This window comes from Paenibacillus sinensis (genome assembly GCF_019904155.1).
Classification (GTDB): Bacteria; Bacillota; Bacilli; order Paenibacillales; family Paenibacillaceae; genus Paenibacillus_AQ; species Paenibacillus_AQ sinensis.
Window position 1 is genome coordinate 38,813 of the sequence record NZ_JAHCMB010000172.1, and the last position, 16,657, is coordinate 55,469.

General features: G+C 56.0%; 15 protein-coding genes and 1 riboswitch. Of the genes, 3 read left to right on the plus strand and 12 right to left on the minus strand.

Features of this window, described 5'->3' with window-relative positions; translation table 11 throughout:
• Positions 1-4: 4 nt before the first annotated feature.
• The 6 genes from KIH86_RS19830 to KIH86_RS19855 form a co-directional block, all read right to left on the minus strand.
• Positions 5-1,423 (minus strand): 5-(carboxyamino)imidazole ribonucleotide synthase, encoded by a 1,419-nt coding sequence (locus tag KIH86_RS19830; RefSeq protein WP_235775501.1) that lies wholly within the window; start codon positions 1,421-1,423, stop codon positions 5-7.
• Positions 1,420-1,905, minus strand: a complete 486-nt coding sequence (gene purE, locus KIH86_RS19835; protein ID WP_223087981.1) for a 5-(carboxyamino)imidazole ribonucleotide mutase — start codon at positions 1,903-1,905, stop codon at positions 1,420-1,422. Before purE ends, KIH86_RS19830 begins: the two co-directional genes overlap by 4 nt.
• 236 nt (positions 1,906-2,141) lie before the next feature.
• Positions 2,142-2,243, minus strand: a riboswitch (purine riboswitch).
• 282 nt (positions 2,244-2,525) lie between these two features.
• On the minus strand, positions 2,526-2,960 hold the full coding sequence (locus tag KIH86_RS19840; RefSeq protein WP_223087978.1) for a universal stress protein: 435 nt from the start codon (positions 2,958-2,960) through the stop codon (positions 2,526-2,528).
• A 43-nt stretch (positions 2,961-3,003) separates the two neighbouring features.
• Positions 3,004-3,267, minus strand: a complete 264-nt coding sequence (locus KIH86_RS19845) for a DUF1294 domain-containing protein (RefSeq protein WP_223087975.1) — start codon at positions 3,265-3,267, stop codon at positions 3,004-3,006.
• Positions 3,268-3,431: 164 nt separating this feature from the next.
• Entirely contained in the window at positions 3,432-4,670 is a 1,239-nt protein-coding gene (locus KIH86_RS19850) for an MFS transporter (protein WP_235775503.1), read from the minus strand.
• Between the two features lie 36 nt (positions 4,671-4,706).
• The gene (locus tag KIH86_RS19855; protein WP_223087968.1) at positions 4,707-5,114 is read right to left on the minus strand and encodes a winged helix-turn-helix transcriptional regulator; all 408 of its coding nucleotides are present in this window, start codon (positions 5,112-5,114) and stop codon (positions 4,707-4,709) included.
• Between the two features lie 140 nt (positions 5,115-5,254).
• On the opposite strand from KIH86_RS19855, the gene KIH86_RS19860 reads away from it, so the two are divergent.
• Positions 5,255-6,289 carry a zinc-binding alcohol dehydrogenase family protein gene (locus KIH86_RS19860; RefSeq protein WP_223087966.1) on the plus strand — a complete coding sequence of 345 codons (1,035 nt, stop codon included), beginning with the start codon at positions 5,255-5,257 and terminating at the stop codon, positions 6,287-6,289.
• 140 nt (positions 6,290-6,429) lie between these two features.
• Here the strand turns inward: KIH86_RS19860 and KIH86_RS19865 are convergent, their stop codons facing one another.
• From KIH86_RS19865 to KIH86_RS19880, 4 genes are all read right to left on the minus strand, one after another.
• The gene (locus KIH86_RS19865; RefSeq protein ID WP_407672315.1) at positions 6,430-7,635 is read right to left on the minus strand and encodes an MFS transporter; all 1,206 of its coding nucleotides are present in this window, start codon (positions 7,633-7,635) and stop codon (positions 6,430-6,432) included.
• 76 nt (positions 7,636-7,711) lie between these two features.
• Positions 7,712-8,170 (minus strand): MerR family transcriptional regulator, encoded by a 459-nt coding sequence (locus KIH86_RS19870; RefSeq protein WP_223087963.1) that lies wholly within the window; start codon positions 8,168-8,170, stop codon positions 7,712-7,714.
• A 202-nt stretch (positions 8,171-8,372) separates the two neighbouring features.
• A complete protein-coding gene (locus tag KIH86_RS19875) occupies positions 8,373-8,720 on the minus strand; it encodes a DMT family transporter (RefSeq protein ID WP_038693554.1) in 348 nt (115 codons plus the stop codon).
• On the minus strand, positions 8,720-9,265 hold the full coding sequence (locus tag KIH86_RS19880; protein ID WP_223087960.1) for a TetR/AcrR family transcriptional regulator: 546 nt from the start codon (positions 9,263-9,265) through the stop codon (positions 8,720-8,722). The genes KIH86_RS19875 and KIH86_RS19880 overlap by 1 nt, the downstream gene beginning before the upstream one ends.
• 589 nt (positions 9,266-9,854) lie before the next feature.
• Between KIH86_RS19880 and KIH86_RS19885 the strand changes: the two genes are divergently transcribed.
• Positions 9,855-10,169 carry a hypothetical protein gene (locus KIH86_RS19885; RefSeq protein ID WP_223110625.1) on the plus strand — a complete coding sequence of 105 codons (315 nt, stop codon included), beginning with the start codon at positions 9,855-9,857 and terminating at the stop codon, positions 10,167-10,169.
• A 19-nt stretch (positions 10,170-10,188) separates the two neighbouring features.
• On the plus strand, positions 10,189-13,263 hold the full coding sequence (locus KIH86_RS19890) for a carbohydrate binding domain-containing protein (protein ID WP_223110626.1): 3,075 nt from the start codon (positions 10,189-10,191) through the stop codon (positions 13,261-13,263).
• 252 nt (positions 13,264-13,515) lie between these two features.
• Here the strand turns inward: KIH86_RS19890 and KIH86_RS19895 are convergent, their stop codons facing one another.
• Together KIH86_RS19895 and KIH86_RS19900 are read right to left on the minus strand one after the other, a co-directional pair.
• Complete coding sequence (locus tag KIH86_RS19895; protein ID WP_223087956.1) at positions 13,516-15,657, minus strand: DNA topoisomerase III; 2,142 nt, start codon at positions 15,655-15,657, stop codon at positions 13,516-13,518.
• Between the two features lie 27 nt (positions 15,658-15,684).
• Complete coding sequence (locus tag KIH86_RS19900; RefSeq protein WP_223087954.1) at positions 15,685-16,434, minus strand: acyl-[acyl-carrier-protein] thioesterase; 750 nt, start codon at positions 16,432-16,434, stop codon at positions 15,685-15,687.
• Between the last annotated feature and the right edge of the window lie 223 nt (positions 16,435-16,657).

Here is a 16,657-nt window from a genome sequence, read left to right on the forward strand (position 1 = left end):
GATTTCAGTTCCTCCAAAGGTTAGTGTGCTCCACCCAGGCCAGCGCAGCCGCCGGGTCCTTGCAGAGCAGGTTGATGTGGCCCATTTTGCGGCCCGTCTTGCTCTCGGTCTTGCCATATATATGAAGCTTCGGGATAACCCCAAGCCGATTTGCTTCTTCATCATCCCCGCAAAAACGCGCCGCCGCACCTTCCAGATGCTGGCCCAGCACGTTCACCATGACCACCGGCGTCAGCAGCTCTGTCTCGCCGAGCGGCAGATTGCACACCGCCCGGACATGCTGCTCGAACTGCGAGGTGGCGCAGGCGTCCATCGTGTAATGGCCGGAGTTATGCGGCCGGGGCGCCAGTTCGTTGACGAACAGCTCCCCGTCTTCCGTCACGAACATTTCCACAGCCAGCAGGCCGACGGCGTTCAGTCCGGCGACCAGCTTCTCCGCCAGCTCCTGCGCTCTCCGCTGAATGTCTTCAGCGATGCGGGCCGGCACGATGGACAAGTGCAGGATGTTGTTCACATGGATGTTCTCCGCCGGCGGGAAGCTCTTGACCTCGCCGCGCGGGCTTCGCGCCGCAATGACGGAAATTTCGCACCGGAACGGTACGAATTTCTCCAGCACGAGCGGCGCATCTTCGGAGGAGCGGGCCTCTCCGGCGCCCGCTCCGGGAACTGCGCCGCCGTCGGCAGCGGCGCCGGCATGTTCCGGCACAAGTCGCCGGAACGCATCCTCCAGGCCGTCCTCGCTCCGCAGGACGGCCTGGCCCTTACCGTCATACCCGCCGGTGACGGTCTTGAGCACCGCCGGCAGGCCGAGCTCCGCGGCCGCCGCCTTCAGGTCCGCAAGGCTCGCCACCTTGCGGTAGGGGGCCACAGGGACGCCTGCGGCTTCTATGGCGGCCTTCTCGCGCAGCCGATGCTGCGTCGTGTACAGCAGCGCGCTGCCCTGCGGCACGTACGATTCCTCTTCCAGCAGCGCGGCCACGCCAGCGTCGACGTTCTCGAACTCGTACGTGATCACGTCAGCCCGCTGCGCCAGCTCGCGGGCGGCCTCGATGTCGTCATACGCCGCCACAATCTGCGGCGAGACCTGCCCGCAGGGCGCGTCCTGCGTCGGGTCCAGCGACACGAAGCGGTAGCCCATGGCGCTGCCGGCGAGCGCCATCATGCGCCCGAGCTGGCCGCCGCCCAGCACGCCGACGGTCGCCCCCGGCGCAATCACACGGTCAAAGGACGGCTTCCCGACCTTCGTCGCCGCAGCCTCACTCCGGGTCTCGCGCTCCGCCGATTCGGCCACGGCACTGCTGCCTTGCGTTCCTGCTTCCTGCGTCTGCCCGCCGCGTTGCTTCTCCGCATTGCTGGCCCCGGAAGCTCCTTTGTCCGGCTTCAGCATCCGCTGCGGCTCCAGCATTCCGTAAGCGTCTCTCATAATTCACTGCTGCTTTCCAGCACTTCATCGCGGATGGCGTCCCGGCGGCGCTGCGCCCGCTTCGCTGTCTCGGGATCGAAGGCGCCGATTATCTGCGCAGCCAGCAGCCCGGCATTGACCGACCCCGCCTTGCCGATCGCCACCGTGGCGACCGGAATGCCGCCCGGCATCTGCACGATCGAGAGCAGCGAATCCAGGCCGTTCAGCGCCTTGGACTGGACCGGCACCCCGATCACGGGAAGCATCGTCTTCGCGGCGACCATTCCCGGCAGATGCGCCGCTCCTCCGGCTCCCGCTATGATTACCCGGAGTCCGCGTCCCGCAGCCTCTTCCGCGTAGCGGAACATGAGATCCGGCGTGCGGTGTGCGGAGACAACCTTTTTCTCATAAGGGATCTCCAGTTCCTCCAGCACCTCGCAAGCGTGCCGCATTGTCTCCCAGTCCGATTTGCTGCCCATGATGACACCTACCTGAACCGACATGTCTCAACCTGCCTTCCGTTCATATGAATGTGAATCAGCTCCTGTTTCTATCTTGACCCATTTCGCTATAGTTTTCCATCCCAAGCATGAAAAAAAGCCCGATCCCCTGACAAATTACGCGGGGAACTCGGACTAACGGCGGTAAGCGAGACGTCTTCCATCGCACCTTAATCAAGGAGAGACAGGAAAAAGGACAGCATCATGAGTTCCGGCACCTGCCGCTTCACGATGTCGCCTTGCGTCTTCACTTTCCCCGTAGTCCGGAAATTTACGGTTCCCGGGTAGAAACTTCCGGGCCCTATCCCCGGATTTATACGAGCTATGAATGTCTTCAGTTTAACAATCCCCTACACAGGATGTCAACTCAAACCCGAACATTGACAAATAACCATGACAAATTGTTCGCTTTTGGCAATATTTTATAAAGATACCGCGGCTTTTGCAGGCTTTGGCCCCCAGAAGAAGCGTTTTCTTTTCCAAGGATGGATGATTGCAGTACCTCGGATCAGCGCGCAGCTTATACATTCTTATATTTCAAAAAGAAGAGGAGCACCTGGTCCGGCACCCCTCTTCTTATGCTATCTCTTCGCAGCGGAGGCTTCACAGCCGTCACTACGGGTTTATTTCACGACCAGTACCGGAATCCGCGCACTCTGAACGACGTTATGGCTTACGCTTCCGAGCACGAATTCGCGAATGCCGCCAAGTCCACGGCTGCCGATCACGATGATGTCGATTTCGTTATCCTTGGCGTATTTCAGAATCGTCTCCGCCGGCGAACCCTGCAGCAGTTCAACCTTGGCGTTCAGCCCTTCATCCGTCAGCCGTTGCTTCACTTCTTCGGTCGTCTTGACGGCCAGGTCGTAATAATCCTTGTTGACCGAGGCCGGAAGAGGTGCGAGAGCTTCCCCGATAAAGAACCGAGGGAATTCAAATGCGTGTACGACATGCAGGGAGGACCCTGGTGTTACCTTGGCCAGCTCGATCGCGCGGTCCAACGCTTTGTTGGCTGCTTTTGAGCCGTCATAGGCAAGTAAAATTTTTGAGAATAACATGTGCGCCACCTCTTTTTCGAGTTTGTCCTGCCGTGTGGAAGAATTATTTCAAAAAATAGCTGTACATCAGGACGTTCAGGATGACCAGCAGCGGAATACCGACGACGAACGACGGATGCTTCGTCTTGTGACGCCTGCGGTACATCGCCGTCAGGACGCCAAGCGCTCCGCCGGCCGCAGCCAGAAGAAACAGCGTCTTCTCCGGAACCCGCTCCCGCCTCGTCCTTGCCTTGTCCTTGTCTCCGGACATGACGACGTATCCGATCAGATTAATCACGATAAACCATACCGTCACGAGCTTGATCATTCTACCCCTCTTCCCGACCGTCCTATACCTATTATTATATTACCCTTCCAGCCAAAAAACCAATAACCCTCGGCGTGGAACTTCCACAATTCCCTGCGCCAGTCATCGGGTTGATTCGCGCTCCAATGCAGAGCATCGGGTCAGCCGCAGCCTCATCCGCCGTCCTAACCCGCGTCGCTCAACCGAGAGCTTTCTGCCTTCCCGCGAAGCCAGATATAGGCCAGGAGCGACGCACAGGCGGCGACGGCTCCGCCCAGCCAGAAACCGCCCCTGAGTCCGTAGATTTCGCTGACCCAGCCGGCCACGAACGGACCTCCCGACATGCCGAGCGCATACACCGCCTGATAGAACCCCATGGCCGTAGCCCGCTTGTCCTGCTGGATGCCCTCCACCGATTTGCCGAGCAGCAGCGGAAAAATCAAGCCCTGCATGAACCCGTTGCCGATCTGGGTAATGCACAGGGCGGTGTAGGAGGGAAGAGCCGGAATGAGCAGCGTAAAGACTGCCGATCCGCCGAAACCGAGCATAAGCAGGCCGCGGTCGCCAAGCTTCCCTCGAAAGAGTCTTCGGCCATACAATGTGGAGACGGCATGCGGCAGCATGAACGACAGCGTCAGCCAAGCGAGGCTTCCCTTGCTTGCGCCGAGGTTCAGCGCCTGGTTCGGCGTATAGCCGAACATCGTAATGAACAGCACGCAGTGAGCCATAACCGACAGCAGCGACACCTTCACCAGGAGCGGCTCCCGCATGACAGGCGCCAGATCGGTCAGCTTGATGGCCGCGCCTCCGCCACCCTCTCTCTTCTGCTCGGGCAGCCGGAGAGAGACGAGCAGAGCGGCGGTGGCGGAAGCCGCCCCGATCACAAAGGGCGTGTTCCAGCCCCAGCGTTCCACGAGATAGCCGCTCAGCATCATGCTCGTCAGTTGGGCGATTACCGTCGTGAACTGCAGCATGCCCATCGCGCGGCCCGCATCCTCCTTCGGAAAATAACCGGCGAACATGACGCTGTAGACGACCCAGGCGCTGGCCGCAATGCCCGAGACGGCTCTGCCCGCAAGCGCCCAGCCCGGTTGCGCGCCCGCCAGAAACAGCAGGCTGCTGATCCCGCTTGCCGCAAACCCCAGCCAGATAAAAGGACGGCGGCGGCCCGCATAATCCGAGCCGATGCCGATCGGCATCCGGAATATGATCTGCATCAGCCCGTACACGCCGATAACCATGCCGACCATGAAGTAGGAGGCTCCCAGATGCTCCACATAGGGAGAGAGCACCGGTACATAAATATAAGAAGAGAACCAGAACCAGAAGACGAGAAACAGAAAGAACAGCCTTGACCTGCCGGTATTCTGCCCGGACGGTGCTCCGGAAGAATGCTGTAAGGGCGACTTGGACTCTACTGACACTGACAATGACATCCCCCTGATCTTGGTTAGGTCCGCCTATTCCGGAGCGCCGGAGATTTGCGGTTGTTCGGACAGTGAGGCATCGTCTTTACCTTTCGTTGCCGGCAGGTTCCTATATTGTTCGCCCCAATCCCGCATCAACAAAATAATCGGGACGAGCGTCCGGCCGAATTCGGTCAGAGAATACTCCACCTTGGGCGGCACCTGATGGAACACTTCCCGGTGGATAATGCCGTCCTCCTCCAGCTCTCTGAGCTGCAGAGTCAGCATTCGCTGCGTAATCGCCGGGCAGATTTTCCGGAATTCCCCGAACCGCTTGGTGCCGGAAATAAGATGGTACAGGAGAACTCCCTTCCATTTGCCTCCGATGACATCCAGCGTATATTCAACCGGACAGCCCTGGTCATTCGGGCAATCGCCGTATCCGCTTTTTCGGTCCCGCATGAGCTCCACGTCCCTTAGTATCATTTTGAATACTACATCACATTAATGTGCGTACTATTATTTTATACTCCATTGATTACAATAAGTACAGAACGAATAACCAATCGGTCCTTATCCGATCAACGAAGGAGATGGAGACAATGAGTCATGCGCCAACCATGAAAGCTGTAGGCCTGTTTCAATACCTGGATATATCCAACCCCGAGAGCCTGATCGACGTCGAGCTTGAGAGACCGCAGCCCTCCGGGCGGGATCTGCTTGTCCGCGTACACGCCGTTTCGGTCAATCCCGTCGATGTCAAAGTGAGAAGCCCCAAGTCCAAGACGGAGCAGCAGCCGCGGGTGCTGGGCTGGGATGTTGCGGGCGTCGTGGAAGCGGCTGGTCCGGACTGCAACTTGTTCCAGCCTGGAGACGAAGTATACTATGCGGGCAGCATCGAGCGTCCCGGCGGGAACAGCGAATATCATCTCGTGGATGAGCGCATCGTCGGCAGAAAGCCCTCTACGCTAAATTTCGCCGAAGCCGCCGCCCTGCCTCTGACCACGCTTACCGCCTGGGAGGCATTGTTCGATCGTATGGGCATATCGCGGTCTCCGGAAGACAACTCCGGCAAGCATTTGCTTGTGATCGGCGCAGCGGGTGGTGTAGGCTCCATTGCAATCCAACTGGCGAAGCATGCCGGGCTGACCGTGATCGGAACCGCTTCGCGCGAAGAATCCGCCGATTGGGCCAAAGGACTTGGTGCGGATCATATCATCACCCATTATGAATCGTTCCTGCCTCAGCTGAAAGCCCTAGGCATCCCTCATGCGGATTTTATTCTCTGCCTCAACAGCACAGATCAGCATTGGGAGAACATGGCCGAGGCTGTGGCGCCCCAAGGCCAGATCTGCTCAATCGTCGAGACGGAAGGCCCGCTCAATCTGAACCTGCTTATGGGCAAAAGCGCCGCCTTCAACTGGGAGCTCATGTTCACCCGCGCCCGTTACCAGACGCCGGATATGATCAAGCAGCATGAGCTGCTGAATGAGACGGCCGAGCTGGTAGATCGCGGAATTCTCCGCACCACCCTGACCCGCCGCCTGGCGCCGATCAACGCAGCCACGCTGCGCGAGGCCCATGCCCTCGTCGAGTCGGGACGCACAATCGGCAAGGTCGTGCTGGAAGGGTTCTAAGAAGATCCTGGTCTAAGTCAGAAGCTCCCGGAAGCAGAAGCCCCGGATCGTGGGCCCAACTGCCGGGATACAAACACACATAACCAGCATCAATCCTTGGGTTTAAGATTAACGCAATAAAGGGTTAAGCCGCTGGATCATTAATGTCCTGCCGCCGAGTCGACATGACTCAGGAAGCCCCGGCCCAGGAGAACGACAAGCACCGCCACTACAACGAATGCGGCTCCGACATAGAATGGAACATGCGGGTTATACCATTCCGCCAGCTTGCCCGCCAGCCAAGGTGCAAGCGCACCGCCGATGAAGCGAACGAAGCTGTATGCCGCGGAAGCGGTCGAACGTTCCACCGGAGCGGCTTCCATAACCGCCGTGGTGATCAGCGTGTTGTTGGTTCCAAGGAACGCACCTGCCACAATAACCGACACAATGACAGTAGTCTGCGACGAGGTCCAGATGCCCATCACGAGCAGCATCAGGGCGAACAGCAGCAACGCCACCGACATGGACGGGATGGAGCCGAAACGTCTCTGTAGACGGGGAGCGACGAATACCGATGTAATCGCCAGCAGGATGCCCCAGCCGAAGAAGACATAGCCGAGTCCGTGTTCATCCAGATTCATAACAAAAGGCGTGTACGCCATCAGGGTGAAAAAGCCAAAGTTGTACAGGAAAGCCGTAATCGCCAACACCAGAAGTCCCGGGTAGCGCAGCGCTTTAAAGGGGTCCGACAGCTTCGAGCGGTTTTGATGCTTGGGCACCTTTGGCATAAGCAGGCCGACCGAGATGAAGGCGATCGCCATCAAGGCGCTCACACCGATGAACGGACCGCGCCAGGAGATCGAGCCGAGCTCGCCGCCAAGCAGCGGACCGACTGAAATGCCCAGCCCAAGCGCCGCCTCATAGAGGATGACCGCCTTGGCCGAGCCTTTGGTCGACAGGCCGACGATGGCCGACAGCGCCGTTGCGATGAACAAGGCGTTGCCAAGTCCCCAACCGGCACGGAAGCCGACAAGCTGACCAATGCTTCCGGACATCCCGCCTAGGAGCGAGAAAGCGATGATGAACAGCGTCCCCGTCATCATCGTCCATTTGACGCCCATCCGGCTGGAAATAAAGCCGGTCACCAGCATCGCGAGCCCGGTTACGAGATTATAGCTGGAGAACAGCAGCGATGTTTGGCTCGGGGTAGCGTTCAATTGATGGCTGATCGCCGGTAGAATCGGGTCAACCAGCCCAAGGCCCATAAAAGAGATCACACAGGCAAACGCAATGGCCCAGACGGCCCGCGGCTGCCCCGTTCGTTCATTTTCCAGAGTCTCGGATTGCAGAGACTCCATCTTCGACATACTCATGTTCGGTTTCCCTCCAAAAATCAATGTTCTTCTCTGTCTTGTGCGGGAGGCTTCCCCCGCCTGCAACCTTTTACTTGCGGACTTCTGTCTCCTTCCCGGCCTCTCCGGATTGCAGTTCCTCCAGTACGGTCTGCGCCCGTTCGTGCATGCTCCGAAGCTCGTCACGGAAGCTCACCATCTTCTCCAGCTTGAGGTCCAGCAGTTCCAGTTGATCGCTCAGCTTCTGCTCCAGCTCCGTCAGCTTCTCGATCCTTCCCTCCTGCCCGTCGCGGCCTTTGTAATTCTGGCGATAATGCTCCAGCGAATGACGGAACGATACGAACTGCTGCAGATCCTGAAGCGAAATACCGAGCACCTCTTTGGCATCCACAATCCGGCGCAGATTGGTTATGTCGTCGGCTGTATACAGCCGCGTCCCCTTCTCGCTCCGATGCGGCGAATCCAGCAGCCCGATTTCTTCGTAATAGCGGATCGTCCGTTTAGTCAGCCCTGTCTCTTGAGCGACTTGTTCAATTTTCAACCAGTTCATGCTAGCCTCCTTGATTTCTACTCATGAAAATTTTCTGCAATCCATCATTATATTTTCATTTCCTGCACCAATTATATTTAATGTTTACGTTAACGTCAACTTTTATTTGCAAAACATCCCATTTTCACCCCTAATATAGGGAAAAAGCGGCCCCTTTTAAGCAAATGAATGCCCAGGCTGCCGCTACTTTCTTGATTGCTATTCAATTCGCAAGCTTGTCTGTTCCCCCGTGTCCGGGACCGAACATATTCAGCACGACAACGCCGATTACGATCAGCGCAATGCCCACCACGCTGCCGATGCTGATTTTCTCTTTCCACACCAGAACGGAAATGAGAACCGTTGCTACCGTCCCGACGCCCGACCATATCGCATACGTCACATTTAACGGTATCGTCTTCATCGTCAAGGAAATAAAAAAGAACGAGCACACGAACGCCACAATCGTAAATAGAGTCGGATACAGTTTCGTGAACCCTTCCGAGGCCTTGAGCATAGAAGTTCCAACAAGCTCGCTGGCAATGGAAATCGCAAGAAATAAATAGGCCATTATTTTCCCTCCTTCGTCCATCTCTTCAACTCTTCAAGCACACGCTTCCTTAGCTCCTCTCCAGGAGGAGCCAGTCCGAATATTTCAGCATACCACAAGCCGTCGGCCGCAAGCCTTACAATCGTGGCCAGTACCGGATCGAGGCCGTCATTTTCCATCTTTTGTTGAATGACGGAGTACTCATCCCGCATCTTGGCCAGCATCTCCGGGTTGGTAAAAAGCGCTGCATACAGCGCCGCAGTCAGCTCGCTTTCACAGTCCTCGAAGGAAGTTCCCGCATAGGCTCGGCTCCATTTGCCCCTGTCCTGCTCATCCTTCTCCACTCTCTCATTAAGATCCCGGACAAACTGCTCCGACAGCTCTTCGACCATGCTGATAATCAGCTTCTCCTTGTTGGGAAAATGGTAGAGCAGTCCTCCCTTGCTGATGCCCGCTTTCTTCGCTACGGCTTCAAGGGTTAACCGTTCCACCCCTTCTTCCTTAACCAGAGCTGCTGCGGCTTTTAGAATCAGCTCTCTTTTGGATTGCCGTCCTGTTGTACTCATATGGAAGTTCACCTCACCCATTTACTATACCGTCTGGACGGTATAGTTTCAACTCTAATTCAACCGCTTCGTATTTCTTGCATAGTTTCACATAATTTTTAAAAAAAATATTGAACGCGGAAAAGCGAAAATAATGTCTTTTATTAGCGAATATCGAGTTTTGGAGAGATTGAGTTCGATATCTGAAGTATATCTGTTCCTTATCTAGTCAAATTGAAGAATATACCCAATTACCATGAAATTAGCGATTTTACAAAATACAAGGAGGACCATATGATGATTCCAATTCGATAAAGCGGTTACATTTAAGCGCAAAGACTTCATCATGGCAATTCTACCAATGCTCGGCATCATTCGACTGAATGCGGAGTTACGGTCTTAATGAATTTGCCAACAAAGAGCTATCCGCTGTCTTTTGCGCAAACGTTTGCTTGCTTGAATTAGAACATCTCTTTTCATTAGTCTGGCATTTGATACGAAGGAGCTTATGGATTTGCAGGACTTTATCGTCTTCAATCAGACAAGTCTATGAGGCGGCAAGCTTGAACTTCCAGATGCGCTCCCGCTTTTTCGAACAGTCAATACCCGAATGCCTGCAGCGTTTCAAAGACAACACGGGCTTCTCGGGAATGTGATGACAGCGCAAAGCATAAAGACCGTTACAAAGCCGTGGGGGAGAGAGGGGTGGCAGCAATTTCGACAACCTCTAAGAATTCGACACAATGCTTTGAAAACTGAAGTAAAAATCATTCAGCACCACACTAAAAAGGAGGCAAAAAATGCAATCGGTCAAAAAGTGGTCTTCATCTTTTTTGGCACTTGTCATGATTTTCTCACTGTTGCAATACGTTTCACCGAAGCAGACAGCCGCAGCCTCAAGCACATCCAATTTTACATGGGATAATGCAAACGTTTACTTTGTGATGACAGACCGTTTTTATGATGGTAACTCATCAAACAACAATTCATACGGCAGGCCTTCCGTTGATGCTAAGGGCAGCAACATCGGCACTTTTCACGGCGGCGATGTCAAGGGTCTGACAAAAAAGCTGCAAGAAGGATATTTCACGAATCTCGGAACGAATGTCATTTGGCTGACCGCGCCTTATGAGCAGATGCATGGGTGGACGGGAGGCGGGAGCGGCGGCGATTTTGCCCATTATGCCTATCACGGTTACTACGCCAATGATTTCACGGAGATGGACAAAAATATGGGCACCATCGACGAAATGCGTGAATTCGTGGATTTAGCCCATTCCCTGGGCATCCGGGTCGTACTGGATGTCGTGATGAACCATGCCGGCTATTCGACCATTAAGGATATGGAGCAATACGGATACGGCACACGGCTGAACGGGATGACCAGCAGCTGGGTCCCGGGAAGCGGACAAACCTGGCACAGCTTCAATGACAACATCGATTATAACGATGCGACAAGCTGGGCTAAATGGTGGGGAGCGGGCTGGGTCAGAGCGGGAATCGCCGGATATACGGCCGGCGGCGGCGACGATTTGACGCAGACGCTTTCAGGTTTGCCAGACTTCAAGACCGAAGTGACGACAAGCCAGGGTCTTCCTCCGCTTCTCAAGACGAAATGGGCGCAGGAAGGCAGCTCCAACAACGCATGGGTCGTTCCGGCGGCAAGCGGACTCCGTCAGGACCTGGGGATCGCTCCGGCAGATTATATTGTGAAATGGCTGTCTTCCTGGGTACAGGAGTTCGGCATCGACGGTTTCCGCTGCGATACAGCCAAGCATGTGGAGCAATACAGATGGAAGCAGCTTAAGGATTCCGCGAATGCGGCTCTTCAAACCTGGAGATCGAATAATCCGACCAAACCAGGCGCGAATTGGACGGACAATTTCTGGATGACTGGCGAAGTCTGGGGTCATGGCATTTCCAAGGATTCGTATTACAGCAACGGGTTTGATTCCCTTATCAATTTCTCGTTCCAGAATTCCAATCTGAACGATCTGGAAGGCTTGTTCTCCAGCTATGCCAGCCAGCTTAACAGCGACAGCGATTCATCCTTCAATGCGTTGAGCTATATTTCGTCACATGACACGAAGCTGTACGACCGGAACTCGCTGATTCAGGCGGGAACCGCGCTGCTGCTGCTTCCTGGTGGCGTTCAGACTTACTACGGAGATGAAAGCGGCAGATTGTTCGGGGCAACCGGTTCGGACTCGACACAGGGCACGCGTTCGGACATGAACTGGAGCAGCATGAATACCGATGTGCTTCAGCACTGGCAAAAACTTGGCCAATTCCGCAATAATCATCCCGCTGTTGGAGCGGGCACCCATAAAATGCTGGCCAGCTCGCCTTACACCTTCAGCCGCATGTATACCAATGCCGCTAAAGGCATTGACGACAGAGTAGTGGTTGCGACTGGCGCCTCCGGCTCGACATCCGTAACCGTCAGCGGAGTATTTGGCGACGGAACTCTGGTCAGAGACGCTTATACGGGCGCAACGACAACCGTCAGCGGCGGCAAGGCCGTATTCACCGCAGGCTCCAAGGGAGTTATCCTGATTGAAGCGGCAGGTCCCATACAATACGATCCCAGTGTATCCGCTTCTCCCGCTGGCGGTAAGTTCACGACGGACGAAGTCTCGGTAACGCTGAGCACCGCATATGCCGACGCCTCGACGTATACGACAGACGGCAGCGAGCCAAGCGCGACAAATGGTCAGACTTACACCAACGGAACGATAATTACGTTAGGCTCGGGCCTTGCCGTAGGCGAGTCCGTGACGCTGAAGCTCTGGGCGGTTAAAGACGGCAAGACCGCAGCGGCTTCTTATACGTTCACCAAAGCGGACCCTCCCGCTGGACTGACGATTCACTTTAAGAAGCCGTCCACCTGGAGTGATCCTCTGTTGTATTATTATGAAACAACACCGACCACGACCGGGCCAACCTGGGCGACATCCCCGGCGATGACGCTTGAAAGCGGAAGCTGGTATGTATACACCATTCCGGCGGTAGACAGCGCAAGAGTCATCTTCAAGGACGCTTCAGGCCATCAGACTCCGGCGGCCAATCAGGCCGGTGTACTGCGTACGCAAGAAAGCTGGTTCGACGGCACTAGCTGGTATACCCAGAATCCGGATGATTCAACGGCGCCGACTGCTCCGGCCGAGCTTCAAGCGAGCGCCCATACGAGTTCTTCGGTAACTCTGGCCTGGACCGCAGCGACAGACAATGTTGGCGTGACGGGATATAACATTTACCGCGACGGCGTTTTGGTGGGAACGGCCACCGGACTGTCCTACACTGACAGCGGCCTTACGGGAAGCACGTTGTACAAATATACGGTCAAAGCCAAGGACGCTGCGGGCAACCTGTCTCCTGCAAGCAATGAAGTGTCGGTAACGACCGATGTCGAAACGGGCAACTCCGTAACCGTCTATTATAAACCGGGATACAGCACGCCATATATCCATTATCGTCCGGAGGGCGGAACCTGGACCACTGCACCGGGAGTCGCGATGACAGCGGCTGAAGTATCCGGATATTACAAAATAACGGTCAACATCGGTTCGGCCAGCCGTCTGGAAGCCGTATTTAACAATGGAAGCGGCACCTGGGACAACAACGGCGGCAGTAACTACTTCTTCAATCCCGGAACTTCAACGTATTTCGGGTCGGGTGTCATTATTCCCGGAGCGCCAACAACGGCGGATCAGGTCACCATTAAAGTAAAAGTTCCGTCCACAACGACCGACTCGGATTCCGTCTACCTGGCCGGCAGTCTCAACAGTTGGAACGCGGCGGACCCGGCTTATAAATTGACCAAGAACACGGTCGATGGTACCTATAGCATCACGCTTAGCCTGGCGCCGGGAACCTCGATTCAGTACAAAATCACGCGCGGCGCGTGGACAAGTGTCGAAACGACATCCAGCGGAGGCGATGTTACCAATCGAACGTACACCACAGTAAGCGGCAATCAGGCGATCGGCATCACAGTCGCAAAATGGAAGGATAAATAGGCAAACTCCAAATTATAATAATTTGGCACAGAGACCGCCGGGCTTTCGTAGCCGGACGGTCTCTTTTTTTCAAAAAGAATCATCGCAGCATAGCACGCCTTGAGCCAAAAAAAGGCCGAGGACATTGGTCACTCCCATGCCCCCAGCCTTTATGCAGCTCGTATCGTTTGATTCATATCAACCATCCAGACGGAATTAGGGGTGATATCTCCAAGGAGGTTACACCCGCAATCTCACGCTCTATCAGGTCTTTTACTTGTCTCCCTGCTTCTCCATCGCCGCTTTCAGCAGATCGCCAAGACTTGTTCCGAGACTCTCCGGCTTGCTGTACTGCTGTACGAGCTTCTGCTGCTCGCGCTTGTTCATATGCTTGTTGTCCTTGTCCATCGTCTCTGTTATGCCGCAGCCCAGACACTGCACGTACATCCCCGCCTTGCCTTCCTTCAGCTCCATCTTCTTGTGGCATTGCGGACAGCGGCGGTTGGACAGCCGTTTCTCGCCTGCCCGCGTATAGCCGCAATCATCTGCCGGGCAGATCAGCAGCTTGCCGCGCTTCGACTTCTTCTCCAGCATCCGTGTTCCGCATTGCGGACAGTGGCTGTTCGAGACATTATGCGGCTTGTACTCCGCACCGCTGTTCTTGACTTCGGCGACCAGTTCCTTCGCCATCCCGCGGATTCCCTGGAGAAAAGGCTCCGGCTTCCCTTGGCCGCGGGCAATCCGCTCGAGCTCCGATTCCCAGTGGGCCGTCAGGTCCGGCGTGCGCAGCTGCGGGGAGACCAGCTCGATCAGCTGCTTGCCTTTTCCGGTCGGGTGCAACTGGTTGCCCTGCCGCTCAATCGTATCCGACGAGACGAGCTTCTCGATGATGTCCGCCCGAGTCGCAGGCGTGCCAAGGCCGTGCTTCTCCATCTGCGTCAGCAGCGAGGCTTCGTTATAGCGGCCCGGCGGCTGGGTACGGCCGCCTTTGAGCAGACAGCGGCGGATCGTCACCTGCTCGCCCTGCCGAAGCTCGGGAAGTGTAATCCCCCGTCCATCAGCGGCCTCTCCGCCCTCGTCTGCTTCATCCTCCTCCGACAGGCTCAGATCGCCGCCGTAGACCTCGCGCCAGCCGGCATCCTTGACAGTCGATCCCTTCGCCGTGAATGTCTCGCCGTCCACAGTAACCGTCACCGCCACCGCATCATAGCGGGCAGGAGGATAGAACAGGCTGATGAACCGGCGCACGATGAGATCGTACAGCTTCCGCTCCTCTGCGTTCAGTTCATTCAACAGCACCGTCTGCTCCGTCGGAATGATCGCATGATGATCGCTTACCTTGCTGTCGTCCACAATCCGCTTCGTTATATTCAGCGGCCGGCGCAGCAGCGGACGGGCCATAGACGCATAAGGGCCGATCGCGACACTGTCCAGCCGCTCCTTGAGCGTGCCGGTCATATCCGCCGTCAAATAGCGGCTGTCCGTCCGCGGGTAGGTGACGAGCTTATGCTGCTCGTACAGCCGCTGCAGCACACTGGACGTTTGCTTCGCGGAGAATCCGAACTTCCGGTTCGCGTCGCGCTGCAGCTCCGTCAAATCGTAGGCGAGCGGATGCGGCTCGCTCTTCTCGCTTTTCTGCACCTTGGTCAGCGTGCCGTTTCGCCCATCCAGCTTCTTCGCCAGCGCCGCGCTCTGCGTCTTGTCGAAGATACGCCCGTCGCCGCTCTTAGCGCGCCACTGGGCCTGGAAGTTCCCGAAGTCCGCCGTCAGCGTGTCGAACTCCTGGGACCGGAAATTCAGAATCTCCCCTTCCCGGTCCATGATCATGCCCAGCGTCGGCGTCTGCACACGTCCCGCCGACAGGGGCGCGCCGAACTTCGTTGTCAGCGCGCGCGTCACATTGAGGCCGACCATCCAGTCGGCCTCGGCCCGGCAGCGGGCCGATTCGTACAGCCGGTCGAACTCCCGGCCCGGCTTCAGTGATGCGAAGCCTTCCTTGATCGCCTTGTCCGTCTGCGACGAGATCCACAGGCGCCGGAACGGCTTTTTCCATTGGGCCATTTGTATAATCCATCGCGCCAGCAGCTCGCCTTCCCGCGCCGCATCCGTGGCGATAATGAGCTCCCGGACATCCTGACGCTTCATCAGGTGCTGCACGGCTTTGAACTGCCCACCCGTCTCCCGGAGCACCTTCAGCTTCATCCGGTCCGGCAAGATCGGCAGATCCTCCAGCGCCCAGGTTGCGTATTTATGATCATAATCCTCGGGCTCCGCCAGTCCTACCAGATGGCCCAGCGCCCAGGTCACAATATACTTAGGTCCTTCCATATAGCTCTTCTGCTTCTCGCGGCAGCCCAGCACCCGCGCAATTTCACGCGCGACCGACGGCTTCTCCGCCAACACCAAATCCTTCATGACTCGCTCCTTTCAAATACCGTTCCCTTACTGCTTCAATTCCATATGCGCTTCGAAAAAAATCTTGTCCCCCTGCATTCCCCGCAGATAGAACTCGCTGTCATCGGCTCTGCCCACGTTAACGGCTATCTCATCCCCGTAAGCCGCTTCCTGCAAATACGTGATCCGGAACCGCCAAAGCTTCCCGGTGCGGAATATCTCCAATGGCATGGCATCGCAGCATACATCCCCATACTTCGCATTGTTCAAATGACCATAGTTATCCAGTCCGCTGTATCTCACCTGGTACCGATAAGATTCCTCTAATCGAAGCACCCCTGGGATCGCCACCTTGTCCGGCATATCTCCCACCGAGTCGCCGGTATAGTGATGAACGTCAGCCCGGAGCGCGTTTGGACGCAAAATCTTCCGCTTAGCGATATCAACCAGCGCCCAGGTGGAACGGGCCGAAATGATCTCCCCGCCGTCCTCTTCATCAAAAATCCGGTAATCCCGCTGCCACAGTGGCCCCTTCGTACCTTTGCTCCAGGTTCGGACATTCAGCCGGTCTCCTTGCTGTGGCAGCTGTCCGATGTGAACATCCAGCGTCATCAGCATCCAGCCCATTTCGGCCTGCAACAGATCGCCCAGACTGACGCCCATGCCTTCCACGGCCGAGTCGGCTGCATGCTGAAGCATATCCAAGATAAAGGACAGCTTGCCCTGTCCATGAACATCCGTATCGCTGGCGTATACTTTATGCGATTCGTTCCAAACCGCTTTCGATGGTTGTTCCATGACCTTGCTCCATTCTCTTGTAATTTAGCGGATACGCCGCTTCCTCCCAAGCTTGAGAGCATACCTTCTAAATCTATTCCCTTTTCCCTAGTAAAAGCAAGTCCAACAACGTTAAACACATACAAAAAACCACTGCTGAGTATATCAGCAGTGGTTCATGTGCTTGGCAGCTTCCTACTCTCCCAGGACCCTTCGGTCCAAGTACCATCGGCGCTGGAGGGCT